We start from the raw sequence: 16,585 nt of genomic DNA, 5'->3' as shown, positions 1-16,585 counted from the left end.
TCAAACTCCACAAATTTAGAAATTGTCTTAGAAATAGCCTTCTTGCTTTTTCTTTTCCATTGAGCCCGCTTCATCATGGTCAATCATACGACCTTGACGCTCAGAACTAGTGGCTAAAAGCATCTCTTGGATAATTTCAGGTAACGTATCTGCTTCAGACTCAACTGCACCAGTTAATGGATAACAGCCAAGCGTACGGAAACGTACAGACTTCATCTGTGGAACTTCACCTTCTTTTAAGCGCATACGTTCATCATCAACCATGATTAACGTACCACTACGCTCTACTACTGGACGAACAGCAGAGAAATAAAGAGGAACGATTTGAATATTTTCTAAATAGATATATTGCCAGATATCCAACTCAGTCCAGTTAGATAAAGGGAATACACGAATACTTTCACCTTTGTTCACTTTACCATTGTAAAGATTCCAAAGTTCAGGACGCTGGTTTTTCGGATCCCAACGATGCTTACTATCACGGAATGAATAAACACGTTCTTTCGCACGTGATTTTTCTTCATCACGGCGTGCGCCACCAAAAGCAGCATCAAATTGATATTTATCCAAAGCCTGTTTCAAAGCTTGGGTTTTCATAATATCTGTGTATTTTGAGCTACCATGATCAAATGGATTAATGCCAGCTTCGCGACCTTCTTTGTTCTGATGAACGATTAAATCAAAGCCATACGTTTTTGCCATGTTATCGCGAAATGAAATCATTTCTTTAAATTTCCACCCAGTATCTACATGTAATAGTGGGAATGGAAGTTTAGCTGGGTAAAACGCTTTTAACGCAAGATGAAGCATTACCGCAGAGTCTTTACCAATTGAGTAAAGCATTACCGGATTTTCAAATTCAGCAGCAACTTCACGGATAATATGAATGCTTTCAGCTTCAAGTTGCTTGAGATGTGTGAGTCTTGATTCAGTCATGAACACGTCCTTCTCTATCCATTTTGCCCATAAAATCTAGAAGTGGTATTAAACCACCACGTAGAAGACCATGTGGAGGAACGAGTGCCATAACAACTCCAATTTTTCGTGATAAATAATCCAACCACAAGCCTTTATATGGCTTATAGCATTAGTTATGCATTATAGTGATTTAAAACCGATTCCTTTTGCTTGTTTTTTCATATTGATATTCGATTTCATCATATACATATAATATGCTGATTCACTTGCACAACTTTGCAATCGTAGCTTGTGCAGCCAACTTAAGCAAATCATGTTCTACTCTTTAGATTTCTCTAAAAACCATAAAAAAGAGAAGCCTTAATAGCTTCTCTTTTCTAAAACATAATCTAATCTTAGAAACCGAACATTTTACGTTCTAATGGAATTTCAATACCAATAGATGCGCCTGCATCATTACCTTCTAGATCAGAATCACTTACCCAGCCATTAATTTTTAATGGAAGATCAGGTTTGATGTAATGCGTCCAAGTTAAATCAAGTGCTTTAATTTCATCATCTTTAGAGAACGCTTTATTGATGGCCAAGTTAGATTGGTTGACTTTAACCACCATAGCACGACCGCTTAAACGGTTCATGACATCAAAGCGGATATCACCACCCACTGAATACATTTGTCCATCACCACCCATCGCGTGGCCTAATGGGTAACCATGTTGGTAATAACCATCTTTATAAGTTGAATGCGCATAAGAGATACCTCTTACATCACCATTAGTACGTGTATCCGCCCATTCTGCATAAAGTTGATAAGGCAAGTTATTGTAGCTAGATGAATAGTCCACACCTGCTAAGTACATTTTCTTAGAAGGTAAACCGCCCGCTTCATCTTCACCTACATATTGTCCATATATACTAACTGGAACTTGGAATAGCGGTTGTAATAATAAACGGCCGTCGAAGCCAGCAATTTGGTTTGATGGATCTGCTTCACCAGTTCCGCCATTATCTTTATTGCCGACAAATGCATCCCACAAAGAACTAAAACTTTCAGGACGTCCATCACCACCCCATTGAATAGCACGCGATGCGCCTAACTCAATATATGGCAATGGTTGTGCAGTTACACGCAAGCCAATTAACTTAGCATCAGGAACTGATTTATAGTCATCTAATTGACCAGCAAAAGCTTGATATTGCCAAGGTCCAATCCAAGATAACCATTTTGTATCAAAAGCATTTTGTACAGCACGTTGTGCCGTTACACCATAAACTGGGCGGCTAGCATCACCACGAATTAAGCTACCATCATGCCCAGGACCCCACCATGTTGGAATTTGACCCGCAACTACCCACTGATTCCAAAGTTTACCCGCCACATATGAGCCTTCAACATTCACATCTTGCCCATTATCAATTTGTGGGTCTTTTTCTGCATTTACTCGGATTTTTGCATCCCAGTTTTCACCACCTGCATTAAACTCTAAAGAACCTTGATATTGAGCTTTTTGATTATCACCGAATGCTTGTGGAATATTTTTGCTATCAGTTTCAGCAAAAGCGCCCACTTTAACCGTATTGTTATCTGCTTTTAATGCATCAAGAACTGAATTAATAACTTTTTGTTGAGCTGGATGCGTCACTTGTGCTTGAGAGAGTGCTCTCTGGATTTCATCACCACTTAACGGCCAAGTTGAGGTGCTAATCTTGATAACACCTTGTTGATTCAACCAATTTAAGTCTGTACGTAAGTCCTCATTATTTAGCACTAAACCTTGTGCAAAAATAGCGGATGAAGCAGTTGCCAATATTGCAATCGAAAGTGTTTTTCTTAGAAACATGCCAGCCAATTCTCAAAGTTATTTATGAGCAACACCTTAAATTTTTTATCACAACTTTGCAATTGTTAAACTGTGCAATTACATTTTTTAACGCTATCTTAAGATTAGTGTAGATAGGTAAGTTTTTGAGATATATAAGTAATAAAAAAGGCAGTATAAATACTGCCTTTTTTATTACCTTTAGAAGATTAACCTTCTTTACGACGCATGTGCGGGAATAAAATTACATCACGAATACTTGGTGCATCGGCAAATAACATGACCAAACGGTCAATACCGATACCCTCACCCGCTGTAGGTGGTAAACCATACTCAAGCGCTTCAACGAACTCTGCATCGTAATGCATAGCTTCATCATCACCAGCATCTTTCTCTGCAACTTGGGCTTGGAAACGCTCAGCCTGATCAATTGGATCGTTTAACTCGCTGAAACCATTTGCCAATTCACGACCACCGATGAAAAACTCAAAACGATCGGTAACATGCGGATTGTCATCATTACGGCGAGCGAGTGGAGATGTTTCAGCTGGATATTCAGTAATAAATGTTGGCTGACGTAGTTTAGTTTCAACTGTTTCTTCAAATACGATAGTTTGAAGCTTACCTAAACCAAAACCTGGCTTAACTTGTTCTTTTAATTCTTCACGAATGAATTGAGCAAGAAACTCACGGTCGCCAACATTTTCTGGCGTAAACTGTGGGTTATTCTCTAAAATCGCATCAAACATAGAGATTTTTTTGTATGGCCCTTTGAAGCTAAACACTTCACCTTGGTAAGGCACATCAGTTGTACCTAAAATATCCAAGGCCAATTTTTCAATCATATTTTCAGTTAATGCCATCAAGTCTTTATAGTCAGCGTAAGCTTGATAAAACTCGATCATCGTAAATTCAGGGTTATGACGTGTTGAAACACCTTCGTTACGGAAGTTACGGTTAATTTCAAACACACGCTCAAAACCACCAACAACCAAACGTTTTAAATAAAGCTCAGGTGCAATACGCAAGAATAATGGCATATCCAAAGCATTGTGATGTGTTTCAAACGGACGTGCAGATGCGCCACCCGGAATCACATGCATCATTGGCGTTTCAACTTCCATGAAACGTTCATTGTTTAAAAATGCTCGAATTCCAGCAACGACTTTGGCACGGATTTCAAAAGTTTTACGTGTTTCTTCATTCACAATTAAGTCAAGGTAACGTTTACGATACTTAACTTCTGTGTCATTTAAACCATGGAATTTATCTGGTAATGGGCGAAGCGATTTCGTTAAAAGCTCAAAACCTTCAAGGTGAACATACAAGTCACCTTTTCCTGAGCGTCCGATATAACCTTCTGCAGCAATAATGTCACCAAGATCTAAACCTTTAATGGTCTCGAGGATATCTTTTGGTAAACCTTTACGGTCAACATATAACTGAATACGACCTGTCATATCTTGAATAACCATGAAAGATCCACGGTTTAACATGACACGACCAGCAATTTTTACATAAACATGCTCAGCGCTTTCAATTTGTTCTTTCGACTGATCTTTAAATTGTTCTTGTAGATCAGCAGCGTAATGTTCACGCTTAAACGTATTCGGCCAAGGACTCTTTCCAGTTTCCTTCGCAACATCTTGGATTTGCTTTAATTTGGCATGACGCTGTGCAATTAAATCGTTTTCGGAAATAGTTGGTTCAGAAGTCGATTGATCGTTTTGTTGCGTCATCTCTGCCTCGATTAAGTAAAAATTAAGTGCTATATCTTAACAGATTGCGGGAGTTTTTCGAATGATTTCAATCAAACAAAAATGAAAAAAGACAATTTTATAAAACCGAACACTACTTTTTAAAGGCAAAATGACTTAGACCAATCGCTAAGATCATTTTTTAAAGCATTTAGTAAAATATAAAAAAATCCAAATAACCTCGATATTCAAAAGGTCCTATTTACCTTTTATTTTATCAATGAGATTGTGTCGTAAATAATGAAAATTCTATTTTTACATGGCTTGGATTCTTCGCGTGAATCGACAAAGTTCCATGCCATTTTACATCCTGAAAAATTTTGTATTGACGTCGATTATCGTAACTTAAGTTATGCCTCTGTTGAGTACTTTTACCATCAGGTTATTCAGACGATCAAACCAGACTTATTGGTAGGCCATAGCATTGGAGGCTATTGGGCGCTGAAAACTGCTGCTCAACATAAATTAGCTGTTATTGTGGCGAATCCAAGTCTTACACCTAACTTTCGGGCTGACTATCCTCAACTTTCTGAAGATGAACTCACTCTCTCTAACCCTAAAATGGCTTATTTAGAGTTAGGAGATGAGCAACTTGATATGTATCACGTTCAAGAAAAACTTGCCCCTTATATGAATATTGAAACTTTTGAAGGTGGACATCATCGCTTGGCCTATCCTTCACGACTTAATGATCTCATTATGAAAATTTATAAAAAATATTTGGCTTAGATTTATATAGTTTGATTTTTGAAAAAACGGTTTGATACGTAAATAAACGAAGCTCTATTTTGCTTCTGCCATTTTTTTAACTACCTCAAAACCTTGAACAAAGCCACTTTTCAACATGCCCATATATTCAGGTAAGGTGGCCAATTCAACTTTTAAAGTGGTGATATTATCTTTTTGGGTTAGAAAATATTTTTCTAAGGAACCACTCCACCCTTTAACCTCTTCACTTTCTAAATCTTCCTTACCCTCCTTAATCATTCCTAAATGTTTAAAAATTAATATTTCCGGTTTTTGCATTTGTTCAATCGTTGAAACCATGCCATTTCCTTCACCGTCAAGAAAATAAGTTTTACCACCTATTTGCCAGTCGGTACGCATGGAGGAATCCGGCGCAAAGAATTTCGTCCAAGCGTTATATGTCTCGCTATTCCAAAGTATGTCCCATACTTTTTCTATAGGCGCCTCAATTTCTACTTCATATACTAAATTTTCCATATTTCACTTCCCTGATTTATACCGTCTTAATGACAGCAAATTTTAATTTTGGGTTTTAATAATGACATTCTGTCACATCATAGTTTGTTGTTATTTAGCTTTCGTATGAGATGAATCTTTTAAATTATAAGGTGCTCTTTATTTCAAGATATTTTCATCAATAAAATTAATTTTAAGAATGCATTAGTTATTATTAGTTTATGGCGAAGTTTTGCCTAAATAACCACTTATTTGTCCTAACCTGCCATTCATCTTTGCTTACGAATGATTAAACTCCGTTATTTACTTTACTTTGAATGTAGAACTGCGTAAAAATTTGATATCCGATCAAAGGCACATTGGTTATTATTGACCGGATCGTAGTTACATTATTAATAGATGGAATAGTTTTACTGAAAGGCAGCTTTGAGCAAACTTATCAGTGCGGAGAGTCTCATGAAAAAATATCAATGTATCGTTTGTGGATGGATTTATGACGAAGCGGAAGGTTGGCCACAAGACGGCATTGCAGCTGGAACAAAATGGGAAGATATTCCAGATGACTGGACTTGCCCTGATTGCGGCGTTTCAAAAGCTGACTTCGAAATGATCGAAATCTAAGAACGTAAAGTAAAAGGCCATGATTGACATGGTCTTTTTTACGAATATTACTAATCACCGTATTAAATAAATAATTCTAACTCTGGAGAAAAAAATGCATCCTATCGTCATTATCGGATCAGGCATGGCGGGTTATACCTTAGCACGTGAGTTCCGTAAGCTTAGCCCAGAGCAAGAACTTGTGATGATTTGTGCGGATGATGCAGTGAACTATGCAAAGCCAACATTATCAAATGCATTTGCAGGTAAAAAAGCACCTGAACAAATTCCTTTAGGCGATGCGACAAAAATGGGTACTCAACTCAATATGCGTATTGAGCCTTTTACCTTTGTGAAAGAAATTTTAGCTGAACGTCATGAGCTTGTTCTTGAAAAAGATGGTGTAACTTCACAACAACCCTATTCAAAATTGATTTTAGCCGTGGGTGCTAACCCAATTCGCCTTGCAATTGCAGGTGATGGTAGCGATGACATTCATGTTGTGAATTCACTCATTGATTACCGCGCTTTTCGTGAAAATCTAGCTCAGCGTAAAGACAAACGCGTTGTTATTTTAGGTGCAGGTTTAATTGGTTGCGAGTTTGCCAACGACTTACTTCATAGTGAATATGACATCACTGTCATTGATTTAGCACCGCAACCATTAGGTCGTTTACTTCCATCACATATTGCTTCTGCTTTCCAGCAAAATCTTGAGGAAGCTGGAGTAAAATTTGCACTCGGAACCACTGTTGAAAAAGTTAGCAAAATTAATAATGGCGAAGATTATGCGATAACACTCGCAAACGGACAAACACTGGTTGCGGACATTGTTCTTTCTGCGATTGGCCTACAGCCAAATATTTCAGTTGCTCAAAGTGCAGATATTCAAACGAGCCGTGGAATTATTACCAATAGTTTACTGGAAACAAATCAAGCAGACATTTATGCAATTGGGGATTGCGCAGAGGTAAATGGTACTTTACTTCCATATGTTATGCCGATTATGCAACAGGCTCGTGCTCTCGCAAAAACACTCAGTGGGCAACAAACTGCTGTGCACTACCCTGCTATGCCAGTTGCAGTAAAAACGCCAGCTGCTCCACTTACAGTTTTACCAGCTCCGGTTGATGTAGAAGTGAATTGGGAAACAGAAGAGTTCGACGATGGTATGCTTGCCAAAGCAATTGACAATGAAGGAACATTGCGTGGTTTTGTATTGCTAGGTGCAACCGCAGGTAAACAACGCTTAACTTTGACAAAGCTTGTCCCAGATCTTATTCCAGCCCAAGCATAAGGTTTGTATCAGGAATACTCACTTAGAGAGTATTCCTTTAAGGAATGAATAACATGAATAGCGCCTTACAGTTTAACATTTCACCGTACACATCTTTCATGCAAGAAACCAAAGTCAACTTAGGCAATGGAATTGAGTTACATGTAGAAGTAGGTGGAAAACCAGAACATCCAACCATTTTGCTGATTATGGGCCTTGGTGCTCAAATGCTTTTTTGGCCAGATTTCTTCTGTAAATCGCTGATTGATCAAGGATTTCGTGTTATTCGTTTTGATAACCGTGATATTGGCCTTTCTTCAAAAGTACGTCATGAAGGTAAACGTTTAAATACCGTCAAATTGATGGGCCGCTTTGCACTGGGGCTAACTAATCAGGGTGCGCCCTATACTCTGCATGATATGGCAGACGATGTATCTATGCTCATTGATCGTTTAGGCGTGAACAAAGCGCATGTGATTGGTGCATCAATGGGTGGGATGATTGCTCAAATTCTTGCAGCAAAATATCCAGAAAAGGTTGAAAAATTAGGGCTCATGTTTACAAGCAATAACCAGCCTTTTTTACCACCACCTTTTCCGAAACAGCTTTTGAGTTTAATCGGTAAACCTGAGTCGCGTGACGAAGAAGGTATTGTTAATCATAGTTTAAAACTATTTCAACTGATTGGTTCACCTGGTTATATCAACCAGATTGAAGCAATACAAACTGCGCGTAAGCTTTATCAACGTAGCTACTATCCTGCTGGTGTACTTCAGCAGTTTTTAGCAATATTATGTACAGGCTCCTTACTACAACTGGACCGTGAAATTAAGCAACCCGCTTTAGTCTTACATGGCTCTCGCGATCGCTTACTTCCCCCTAGCCACGGTAAGGCTGTAGCAAAAGCAATTTCCGGTGCTAAGTTTGAATTAATTGATGGAATGGGGCATGATATCCCTGCACATTTTATTCCACAACTTAGCGGTTTATTTGCGCATCATTTTAAATCATCAGACTAGGACACTATGGCTGCATTACCCTCACTAAGACAGCTATCATATTTAGTTACGTTGTCGGAAACTTTGCATTTTACTGAAGCAGCACGCCGCTCTTTTGTCACTCAATCGACGTTATCAGGCGGCATCATGGAGCTTGAACGGTTATTAGGTGGCGTTCTGGTAGAACGTGATCGTCAGAATGTGCGTTTAACACCTTTAGGTGAACAAGTCGTTGCTCGTGCCCGTGTACTACTAGCAGATGCTCAAGATTTAATGCGTTTGAGCCGTGAAATGAGTGAGCCGTTAACGGGTGATTTGCATTTGGGTGTTATTCCAACCATTGCACCTTTTATCCTGACACGCTTACTTAATGAAGTGCATCAGCAGCTACCTAAAATTCAGCTACATTTGCATGAAGCACAAAGTGAAAAAATTGTAGAGCGTCTAGAACACGGTAATCTAGACATGATCGTTCTTGCTCTACCATTTGACACCAGAGGTCTAAAAGTCGCTGAAATTTCGAAAGAAAATTTGTACCTTGTATGTAGTAAACAAGATATGAATGCTCTTCAAGCAAAATCTCTAGATGATCTTGACTTATCAAGACTAATCTTGCTTGAGGAAGGCCACTGTTTACGTGACCACGTTTTGAGTGCGTGCCCTATCGGTGAGCGTAAAAACGACAACCGTTTAAAAGCAAGCTCTTTACCAACGTTAGTTGAAATGGTTTCTTCTGATTTAGGCTTTACGCTTTTACCAGAAATTGCAATTGAAAATAGTATGATCAAGTTTAATGATCAGATTACTGCAAAACCAATCGAAGATGCACCGAGCCGTACTTTAGCGCTAGTGACTCGTAAAAGTACACCATTGCAAAGTGAGTTCGATGTATTACTACAAATTATGCAGAAAATCACGACAAGATTACACGAATAAAAAAAGGAGTCTTCGGACTCCTTTTTATTTTACTGAGGTGTTAAAGATGCCCACTTAAACACCCAAGCAGATGGCATATTCAAACTATTATCAGCGATAATTTTTTCTCTAATAATTTGTGCTATGGCATAGTCATTTACAGGGTCTACCATAACTCGTATTCCTTTAGTGGTTGCGCTGGTTACAACCTTGTACCCCTTCGCTTCTAACTGTGACTGAATCGTACTTGCCTTATTTTGATTAGCCGCCAATGCAACTTGTACCATCCATTTCTTTTCACCATTTTCCAAAATTTCTTTAGCGATAGCTGCATCAAGTTGCTTTTTACTGTCAAATTTTTTCTTTTCTTCTACTTTTTTTGTATGCACGTCTTCAATTTTCTTTTGGGCTAATAACTCATCTTGTTTTGGTTTTCTTTTTTGGATGACTATTGTTTTATTTTTGTCCCCACTTTTTTTCGCTTTATCATTAGAAGAATTTACAAAATAAGGATATATTGCTGGATCATCAAATCTTTGAAATACTATGATATCCCCATAACACTTCTGATCTGCATAGGCGGTCACTGGCATTATCCCCAAAAGTATTTTAATAAGTAAACTTCTAATAAAGCATTGCATCTTATTCATTTACCAAAGTTAAGTATATTTAATGCGCCGTATTAAAGTAGATTTTTTGTGATTTGTATATTTTTAAAATTCAATGTTTTATGTAAAAAATCACATATTTTAAAAACATATTGCAGTGCTTCAAATTATTGTCGTTTATCCAGCAACCATTTAGAAAAACTAACTAAATTACTTTGAATTTCAGTTAATTAAAAAAGCCGACAAAATGTCGGCTTTTATTTAATCTTGAGAGTTCATTATTTAATGATTTCCAATAATGCCCTTTGAGCATTATGCAATTTTTCACCCTCTGCTGGCTCAGCACGAATCCAAGTACCGTCACCTTGTAACAGCCATGCCTGTTGATTATCTTGTAAGTAGTTCACCAAACCTTGTTGATAAATACGTTTTTTCAACGCAGGGTCTTCAACAGGGAAACATGCTTCAACACGATTAAATAAATTACGGTCCATCCAGTCTGCACTTGAACAATAAATACGTGCATCACCATTATTACTAAAGTAATAAACGCGCGTATGCTCAAGGAAACGTCCTACAATTGAACGCACTCGAATATTCTCTGATAAGTTAGGCAAACCCGGACGTAAACAGCAAATCGAACGGATAATCAGGTCAATCTGAACACCCGCCTGAGAAGCTTCGTACAATTTATTGATTAGCTGAACTTCGGTTAACGCATTCACTTTAACAATGATTTGAGCTTTACGTCCTGCTTTAGCATTAGCAATTTCTTCATCAATAAAGTTAATGAGCTGAGCATGTAAAGTAAATGGTGCATGTAATAGCTTTTTCAATTTCGCCATTTTGCCCATGCCAGTCAATTCTTGGAATATACGGTGTACGTCTTCACACAGATCTTTATCTGTGGTCATGAGACCATAATCTGTATAAATTCGAGCATTCATCGCATGGTAGTTACCTGTTCCTAAATGAACGTAACGCACCAGTTTATTGTTTTCACGGCGCACCACCATGATCATTTTGGCGTGAGTTTTATAACCAACTATGCCATAAACAACAACTGCCCCAGCCTCTTGTAAAACGTTCGCCACTTCAATATTTGATTCTTCATCAAAGCGAGCACGTAACTCAATAACTGCAATAACCTCTTTTCCATTTCGAGCCGCTTCAGCCAAAATTTGCACAATTTCAGAATCAGCACCACTACGATATAGCGTCTGTTTGATTGCTAATACTTGCGGATCACGTGCAGATTCGCGTAGCAATTGAATAACTGGCGCAAAAGATTCAAACGGATGATGCAGTAAAATATCCTGTTTTTGCATTGCCGAGAAAATACTCTCGGTCTTTTTAAACACTTTAGGCACAACTGGCGTATGCGAGTCATAACGCAAATGAGGACGTTTAAAATTTGAAACCAGACGAGCTAAGTTTACCGGACCATCAACTTTGTATAATTGCTCATCGGTTAAATCGAACTCTTCCAGTAAGTACTCATAAATATGTTGTGGACAATTATGGGTTACTTCCAAGCGAACGGCACGACCAAAACGACGTGAACTTAATTCACCTTTTAATGCTTTAGCTAAGTCTTCAACATCTTCATTCAATGCCAAGTCTGCATTACGTGTAACACGGAATTGGTAACATCCAGTTGCTGTCATTCCTGGGAATAAATCAGACACATGCTCATGAATAATTGCCGATAACATCACATGATGTTCTTTACCACCTGTCAATTCATCTGGTAGTCGTACAACGCGAGGCAATGAACGTGGTGCAGGTACAACAGCCAAATCAATTTGACGACCAAAAGCATCTTTACCTTCAAGAGTGATAATGAAGTTCAGGCTTTTATTCACAAGGCGAGGAAATGGATGTGCTGGATCTAAGCTAATTGGTGTTAATACAGGTGCAACTTGTTCCTGAAAATATTTTTTTACCCAAGCAGACTGGGCTGGAGTTAACTCACCACGACGTAAGAAGCAAATATCTTCTTCACGTAGCTTAGGTAAGATTTGCTCATTTAAAATACGATATTGACGCTCAATCGCAGCATGAGCAGTTTCAGAGATTTTTTGTAAGACCTGTCTTGGCGTAAGACCATCTGGGCTACGACTCTCATTGCCTAGAGAAAATTGCTCCATCACTCCGGCAACACGAATTTCAAAGAACTCATCGAGATTACGTGAAAAAATGAGTAAGAAATTCATTCGCTCAAGTAAGGGATGTAAAGGGTCTACCGCTTGTTCCAATACACGCAAATGGAAGTCAAGAATAGACAATTCACGATTGATATAACGGTCATTATAACTATATTCTATTGGGGTCGTTGTTGGTGTAATCGCTGTATTCATGTCTAACTCAATTCTCTATCCAGCCAAAATCTCTATAAACCAGTATGCTGCAAAAATATGACAATTTGGTAAAAACTAAAAAATTAACACATCTTTAAAACAGCATTATTCAGGAATCTGGGTGCTATTCATATAACGTAAAATAACGCGTTTTCTATATTGTAGTTTATGATCGTTGCGGTGATCTTGATAATATTTCGGATCAGGCAATAACGCGGCTAAGAAAGCAGCTTGTTCACGCGTTAGGCTTTTAGCACTTTTACCATAATAATGTTGAGCGGCTGCTTCAATACCATACAGATTTTTGCCGAATTCAACCGAGTTCATATACACCTCAAGAATTCGGCGTTTTGTCCACATTCGCTCCATCATCCAAGTCGCGACTGTTTCTTGACCTTTACGAATAAACGAACGCTTATTGTATAAAAACAGATTTTTTGCCAATTGCTGAGAGACTGTAGAACCGCCAGCAACAACTTCACCCTCTTCATTATTTCGCTCAAGGGCAAAACGAATACCCTGCCAGTCAAAACCATGATGATGGATAAATTTTGCATCTTCACCCGCTAAAATCGCATGTTTGAAATTGTCGCTAATATCATCATAATCAAGCCACTTATGGATGATTGGCTCTGATGTATCAGACCAATAATCTATTCGCATGAACATGGTGGTATCCACTTCATGTGTCCGCCACCAGACCAAACTCGAAAAAATCCAAAGTTGAATAAGGAGAATCGCCCCAATAAAAATTAACAACACGCGAACAATAAAAGCTTTCATGTTCGTCCTGATCTCCTGTATTCAACTTTTTTCATGTTAAGCTGTAAAGCATGTTCATATATAACAAAAGCATAGCATGACTCAATATCAGCCTCCGCACATTAATCGTAAACTCAATGTACAAAATTGGTGGCTGACTGCCCTACTCATCACAATCAATGTAGGTTTGTTTGTCTGGCAAATTGTCTCTGGCGTCGATATTAGTGACCCAGCCATGAAAGATGCTATTCATTGGGGTGCTGATTTTACACCACTTACTTTTTCTGGGCAGCCCGAACGTTTATTTACCAGCATGTTTTTTCATTTTGGTTTAGTTCATCTCATGCTTAACATGTGGGCCTTGTATATTTTCGGTAATGTTGCTGAGTCACTATTTGGTCGCTTCTATTTTATCGGGATGTACTTACTCGCTGGCTTATTTGGTAGCCTTTTAAGTAGTTATATGACCATTCAAAATGGACATGAATTGCTGCAACATTTTGACCAGAGCTTACTTCCCCATGTCAGTGCAGGTGCTTCAGGTGCTGTGATGGGATTAGGTGCTGCGTTAACAGTACTTTCTTTATTTCCACCGCTACCTCATCAAGCCTACATACTCGATAAAAAAGCATTATTAATGATTATGGCAATCAACCTTATTTTTGGTTTTGTCGCAACGGGAATTAATAATGCCGCGCATATTGGCGGCATGATTATTGGGGCATTTCTTGCGCTGATGTGGTACTTAAGTTATGTCAGCAAATTTAAAAATACGCTCAAACTTCTAGGCTTATTAGGAGCAGTTGTAATTACAAGTGGTTTTTATATGTACTGTGTACAACTCAACTCACCTTTACTTCCTTTATGGCATGAAATCATCATCCAGAACCCCGGCATTATTCCTTAAGCTACAGCTGGTTTAGTTCTCTTAAGCTTTGTAAAGGTGGTAAGTTGCAAAGATAGCCTAGTCGATAACGGCCTATCAGGGCACAAACCAGCATCATGCCAACTGGTAAAATCAGCCATATTTCAACATGCCACTGTATTGCCATATTCATTTTATAGCTTGCAATAGCACTAATCACTTCTGCAAAACAGCAGGCAACTATGCCTGCTAACAATCCTAAAAATCCAACTTCAAGACTGAGCATCTGCTTCATTTTATTCTTAGACAATCCAAATGAACGTAACAAAGCAACTTCACGGCGTCGCTCATCCATTAATAAGTTTAAGCATGCAACCAGTACTAAAACCCCAGAGAAACCCACCAAAGCCGCCAGCACGGTCACAATTTTCACTAAAACATTCATTAAACGCTTTACTTCATCTAAAATTCGATCAACGTCAATAAATACCGTATTCGAAAATTGCTGAATGATATTGATCATTTTGGGTTGGTCTTGCTTAGGCACATAAAAACTGCCTAAATAACTTCCAGCATTTTCATCTAAAGTTTTCGGTGAAAAAATAAAGAAAAAGTTAGGACTAAAACTTTCCCATTCTACACTTCGAAAATTAACAACTTTGGCCTGTAAATTGCCTTCCGGCAAACTAAAGGTAAGCTTATCTCCAATTTTAATACCAAGACTTTCAGCCGTTTTGTTTTCAACAGAAACTTGCCCTACACCACTAAACTGAGCTTGACCTTTTGTAATGGCATTGTCATTCGGTAATTGATTAGACTGCGTTAGATTTAACTCACGACGTAAAGAATTATTTTGTTTTATGGCTTCTTCAGAAAAAGGCACTTCATTTTTTGCTAGCAATCGACCGCGGATATTGGGATATAAAGGCGTGCTTTGCCAACCATTTTGTTTCAACTGTTGTTCAAAAGCTTTTAAATCAAATGGAGGTAAACCATATACAAATTGATTCGGGGTTCCTTCAGGAAGTTGTTGCTGCCAACGCTCTAATAAATCAGTTCTTAATACACTTAACACTGTAATAAGGCTTAATCCTAAAGCTAGAGCAGTAATCTGTAATGCACTTTGGGAAGGAGAACGAATATAAAAAGACAAGCGATTTTTCATCTTTTTTAGGCTACGAAGCAATAACCAGACAGCGGTGTAAAGCAAAATACAAAGAACGATAATCGCAGCCAAAACCATAATGCTGAGCATTAAGTTTTCACTCAACACCAAACTAAAAACGATCAGGCTAGTAATGCCGGCAAAAAACATAAAAAATAATGATTTTCGAGATTTTGCTTGTTCACGAATAACTCGGATTGGTGGGGTATTTAAAAGCTCCCAAATGCTTGGCAAGATAAACCCAAGCAAAACAATTACACTTGTAAAAATCGCAATTGGTAAAGGCCCAAGCAAAAGTGGTACTACCGAAAAATTTAATTCCAATTGAGGAACCAATTGCAACATGAGTTGAAGTAGGCCATAGCCCAATATCAGCCCCAGTAAGCTTCCTATAACAATCGAAATCGCACTAACAACACAAAGTAATCCAATATATGCCAATAAAATTTGGAATTTACTTCCACCTAAACACCGGATGAGCGCAATGTGATCTTGGTTTTGTTGAACATATCTTTGGCTCGTTAAAGCGATGGCAATACCACACAATAAAATCGTTAAAATATTGGCCAATTGCAAAAAGGTATCAAGGTTTTCAAGTGGACGTAATAATCTGCTATTCGACTCACTTGCATCGCGTAACCGTAAACCCGCTGTTTCGTCTAGATCTTTAGTGGTTTGATGTTGTTGTTTAAACTGCTTAGCAAAAGTCTGTACCTGTTCTGGTTTACCCGCCATTAATAAACGATAGTCAATTCTACTGCCTGTCTGAATTGCATGAGTTTTAGCAATATCAGCTTGATGGATAATAACCGTGGGAGAAAAGCCAGAGAAACCTAACTCTTGATTTGAATCACGTACAATCACACCACTAAAACGAAATGTACCATCCGTAATAGAAACAGCATCACCCAGTTTTACTTTTAATAAATCTGCCGCCCTTTGGCTTAACCACACCTCACCAGACTGAATCCCTTGCGTAGTTGGCTCAATTTCAAGCTGGCCTCTTAGTGGGAATAAAGGCTCTATTGCTTTCACGTTGACCATGACAAACTGATCTTGTGTATGGGCCATAGAACTAAAAATAGTGACATTGGTTTGCTTGAAACCAAGCTGCTCTGCTCTTTTTTTCCATGACTGTTCTATCGGTTCGTTATTCGACAGAACTAAGTCAGCACCCAACATTTGGGAAGCCTGTAAACTGACAGCATTTTTAACTTGGTCATTGCTAAACTTCAGAGCGGTTGTGGCACTAATCGCAAGTGAAAGAGCAATAATGAGTAGATATAGACCACCCGTGCGGAAACTTTGAAGTAAAAGTGGTTTTAGAAGATTACGCAT

Annotated in this window: 16 protein-coding genes; 7 read left to right on the top strand and 9 right to left on the bottom strand. The window is 38.3% G+C overall.

Annotated elements, in window-relative coordinates; all coding sequences use genetic code 11:
* Nucleotides 1-27: 27 nt before the first annotated feature.
* From cysD to lysS, 4 genes are all read right to left on the bottom strand, one after another.
* A complete protein-coding gene (gene cysD / locus ACLBWE_RS07985) occupies nt 28-936 on the bottom strand; it encodes a sulfate adenylyltransferase subunit CysD (protein WP_133746568.1) in 909 nt (302 codons plus the stop codon).
* Entirely contained in the window at nt 929-1,060 is a 132-nt protein-coding gene (locus ACLBWE_RS07980; RefSeq protein ID WP_080026499.1) for a hypothetical protein, read from the bottom strand. Before ACLBWE_RS07980 ends, cysD begins: the two co-directional genes overlap by 8 nt.
* A gap of 253 nt (nt 1,061-1,313) precedes the next feature.
* A complete protein-coding gene (locus tag ACLBWE_RS07975; protein WP_447602151.1) occupies nt 1,314-2,759 on the bottom strand; it encodes a capsule assembly Wzi family protein in 1,446 nt (481 codons plus the stop codon).
* A 188-nt stretch (nt 2,760-2,947) separates the two neighbouring features.
* Entirely contained in the window at nt 2,948-4,477 is a 1,530-nt protein-coding gene (gene lysS, locus ACLBWE_RS07970; RefSeq protein ID WP_003653042.1) for a lysine--tRNA ligase, read from the bottom strand.
* Nucleotides 4,478-4,735: 258 nt separating this feature from the next.
* On the opposite strand from lysS, the gene ACLBWE_RS07965 reads away from it, so the two are divergent.
* Nucleotides 4,736-5,224 carry a YqiA/YcfP family alpha/beta fold hydrolase gene (locus tag ACLBWE_RS07965; RefSeq protein ID WP_045434567.1) on the top strand — a complete coding sequence of 163 codons (489 nt, stop codon included), beginning with the start codon at nt 4,736-4,738 and terminating at the stop codon, nt 5,222-5,224.
* Nucleotides 5,225-5,278: 54 nt separating this feature from the next.
* On the opposite strand, the gene ACLBWE_RS07960 is transcribed toward ACLBWE_RS07965, so the two are convergent.
* Nucleotides 5,279-5,719, bottom strand: coding sequence for an SRPBCC family protein (locus tag ACLBWE_RS07960; RefSeq protein ID WP_003653046.1), 441 nt, complete (start codon nt 5,717-5,719; stop codon nt 5,279-5,281).
* A gap of 435 nt (nt 5,720-6,154) precedes the next feature.
* On the opposite strand from ACLBWE_RS07960, the gene rubA reads away from it, so the two are divergent.
* From rubA to oxyR, 4 genes are all read left to right on the top strand, one after another.
* On the top strand, nt 6,155-6,319 hold the full coding sequence (gene rubA / locus ACLBWE_RS07955) for a rubredoxin RubA (protein WP_000760495.1): 165 nt from the start codon (nt 6,155-6,157) through the stop codon (nt 6,317-6,319).
* A gap of 94 nt (nt 6,320-6,413) precedes the next feature.
* Entirely contained in the window at nt 6,414-7,595 is a 1,182-nt protein-coding gene (rubB, locus tag ACLBWE_RS07950; RefSeq protein ID WP_003653048.1) for a rubredoxin reductase RubB, read from the top strand.
* 53 nt (nt 7,596-7,648) lie between these two features.
* On the top strand, nt 7,649-8,593 hold the full coding sequence (gene estB, locus ACLBWE_RS07945; RefSeq protein WP_005042235.1) for an esterase EstB: 945 nt from the start codon (nt 7,649-7,651) through the stop codon (nt 8,591-8,593).
* Nucleotides 8,594-8,599: 6 nt separating this feature from the next.
* Entirely contained in the window at nt 8,600-9,508 is a 909-nt protein-coding gene (gene oxyR / locus ACLBWE_RS07940; protein ID WP_447602147.1) for a LysR family transcriptional regulator OxyR, read from the top strand.
* A gap of 29 nt (nt 9,509-9,537) precedes the next feature.
* Here oxyR and ACLBWE_RS07935 read toward each other — a convergent pair whose 3' ends face one another.
* A complete protein-coding gene (locus ACLBWE_RS07935; protein ID WP_447602374.1) occupies nt 9,538-10,128 on the bottom strand; it encodes an SPOR domain-containing protein in 591 nt (196 codons plus the stop codon).
* Nucleotides 10,129-10,185: 57 nt separating this feature from the next.
* Between ACLBWE_RS07935 and ACLBWE_RS07930 the strand changes: the two genes are divergently transcribed.
* On the top strand, nt 10,186-10,314 hold the full coding sequence (locus tag ACLBWE_RS07930) for a hypothetical protein (RefSeq protein WP_080026496.1): 129 nt from the start codon (nt 10,186-10,188) through the stop codon (nt 10,312-10,314).
* Between the two features lie 59 nt (nt 10,315-10,373).
* On the opposite strand, the gene ppk1 is transcribed toward ACLBWE_RS07930, so the two are convergent.
* Nucleotides 10,374-12,455: a polyphosphate kinase 1 gene (gene ppk1, locus ACLBWE_RS07925; protein WP_004641788.1), complete on the bottom strand. Its 2,082-nt coding sequence runs from the start codon at nt 12,453-12,455 to the stop codon at nt 10,374-10,376.
* Between the two features lie 105 nt (nt 12,456-12,560).
* A complete protein-coding gene (gene mtgA, locus ACLBWE_RS07920; RefSeq protein ID WP_447602144.1) occupies nt 12,561-13,238 on the bottom strand; it encodes a monofunctional biosynthetic peptidoglycan transglycosylase in 678 nt (225 codons plus the stop codon).
* Nucleotides 13,239-13,314: 76 nt separating this feature from the next.
* Here mtgA and ACLBWE_RS07915 point away from each other — a divergent pair, with 76 nt between their 5' ends.
* Nucleotides 13,315-14,124 carry a rhomboid family intramembrane serine protease gene (locus ACLBWE_RS07915; RefSeq protein WP_447602142.1) on the top strand — a complete coding sequence of 270 codons (810 nt, stop codon included), beginning with the start codon at nt 13,315-13,317 and terminating at the stop codon, nt 14,122-14,124.
* Nucleotide 14,125: 1 nt separating this feature from the next.
* On the opposite strand, the gene ACLBWE_RS07910 is transcribed toward ACLBWE_RS07915, so the two are convergent.
* A complete protein-coding gene (locus tag ACLBWE_RS07910) occupies nt 14,126-16,585 on the bottom strand; it encodes an ABC transporter permease (RefSeq protein ID WP_447602372.1) in 2,460 nt (819 codons plus the stop codon).

The organism is Acinetobacter sp. M5A5_2a, assembly GCF_053345265.1.
The sequence above is the reverse complement of the archived record's forward strand: the minus strand, read 5'-3'. Positions and strand labels throughout refer to the sequence as shown.

Excerpts from the sequence above, each read along its gene's own strand:
- ppk1 (WP_004641788.1), bottom strand. The coding sequence starts at position 12,455 with ATGAATACAGCGATTACACCAACAACGACCCCAATAGAATATAGTTAT.
- ACLBWE_RS07965 (WP_045434567.1), top strand. The coding sequence starts at position 4,736 with ATGAAAATTCTATTTTTACATGGCTTGGATTCTTCGCGTGAATCGACA.
- estB (WP_005042235.1), top strand. The coding sequence starts at position 7,649 with ATGAATAGCGCCTTACAGTTTAACATTTCACCGTACACATCTTTCATG.
- ACLBWE_RS07975 (WP_447602151.1), bottom strand. The coding sequence starts at position 2,759 with ATGTTTCTAAGAAAAACACTTTCGATTGCAATATTGGCAACTGCTTCA.
- mtgA (WP_447602144.1), bottom strand. The coding sequence starts at position 13,238 with ATGAAAGCTTTTATTGTTCGCGTGTTGTTAATTTTTATTGGGGCGATT.
- rubB (WP_003653048.1), top strand. The coding sequence starts at position 6,414 with ATGCATCCTATCGTCATTATCGGATCAGGCATGGCGGGTTATACCTTA.
- lysS (WP_003653042.1), bottom strand. The coding sequence starts at position 4,477 with ATGACGCAACAAAACGATCAATCGACTTCTGAACCAACTATTTCCGAA.
- ACLBWE_RS07910 (WP_447602372.1), bottom strand. The coding sequence starts at position 16,585 with ATGCGTAATCTTCTAAAACCACTTTTACTTCAAAGTTTCCGCACGGGT.
- oxyR (WP_447602147.1), top strand. The coding sequence starts at position 8,600 with ATGGCTGCATTACCCTCACTAAGACAGCTATCATATTTAGTTACGTTG.
- ACLBWE_RS07915 (WP_447602142.1), top strand. The coding sequence starts at position 13,315 with ATGACTCAATATCAGCCTCCGCACATTAATCGTAAACTCAATGTACAA.
- rubA (WP_000760495.1), top strand. The coding sequence starts at position 6,155 with ATGAAAAAATATCAATGTATCGTTTGTGGATGGATTTATGACGAAGCG.
- ACLBWE_RS07935 (WP_447602374.1), bottom strand. The coding sequence starts at position 10,128 with ATGCAATGCTTTATTAGAAGTTTACTTATTAAAATACTTTTGGGGATA.
- cysD (WP_133746568.1), bottom strand. The coding sequence starts at position 936 with ATGACTGAATCAAGACTCACACATCTCAAGCAACTTGAAGCTGAAAGC.
- ACLBWE_RS07960 (WP_003653046.1), bottom strand. The coding sequence starts at position 5,719 with ATGGAAAATTTAGTATATGAAGTAGAAATTGAGGCGCCTATAGAAAAA.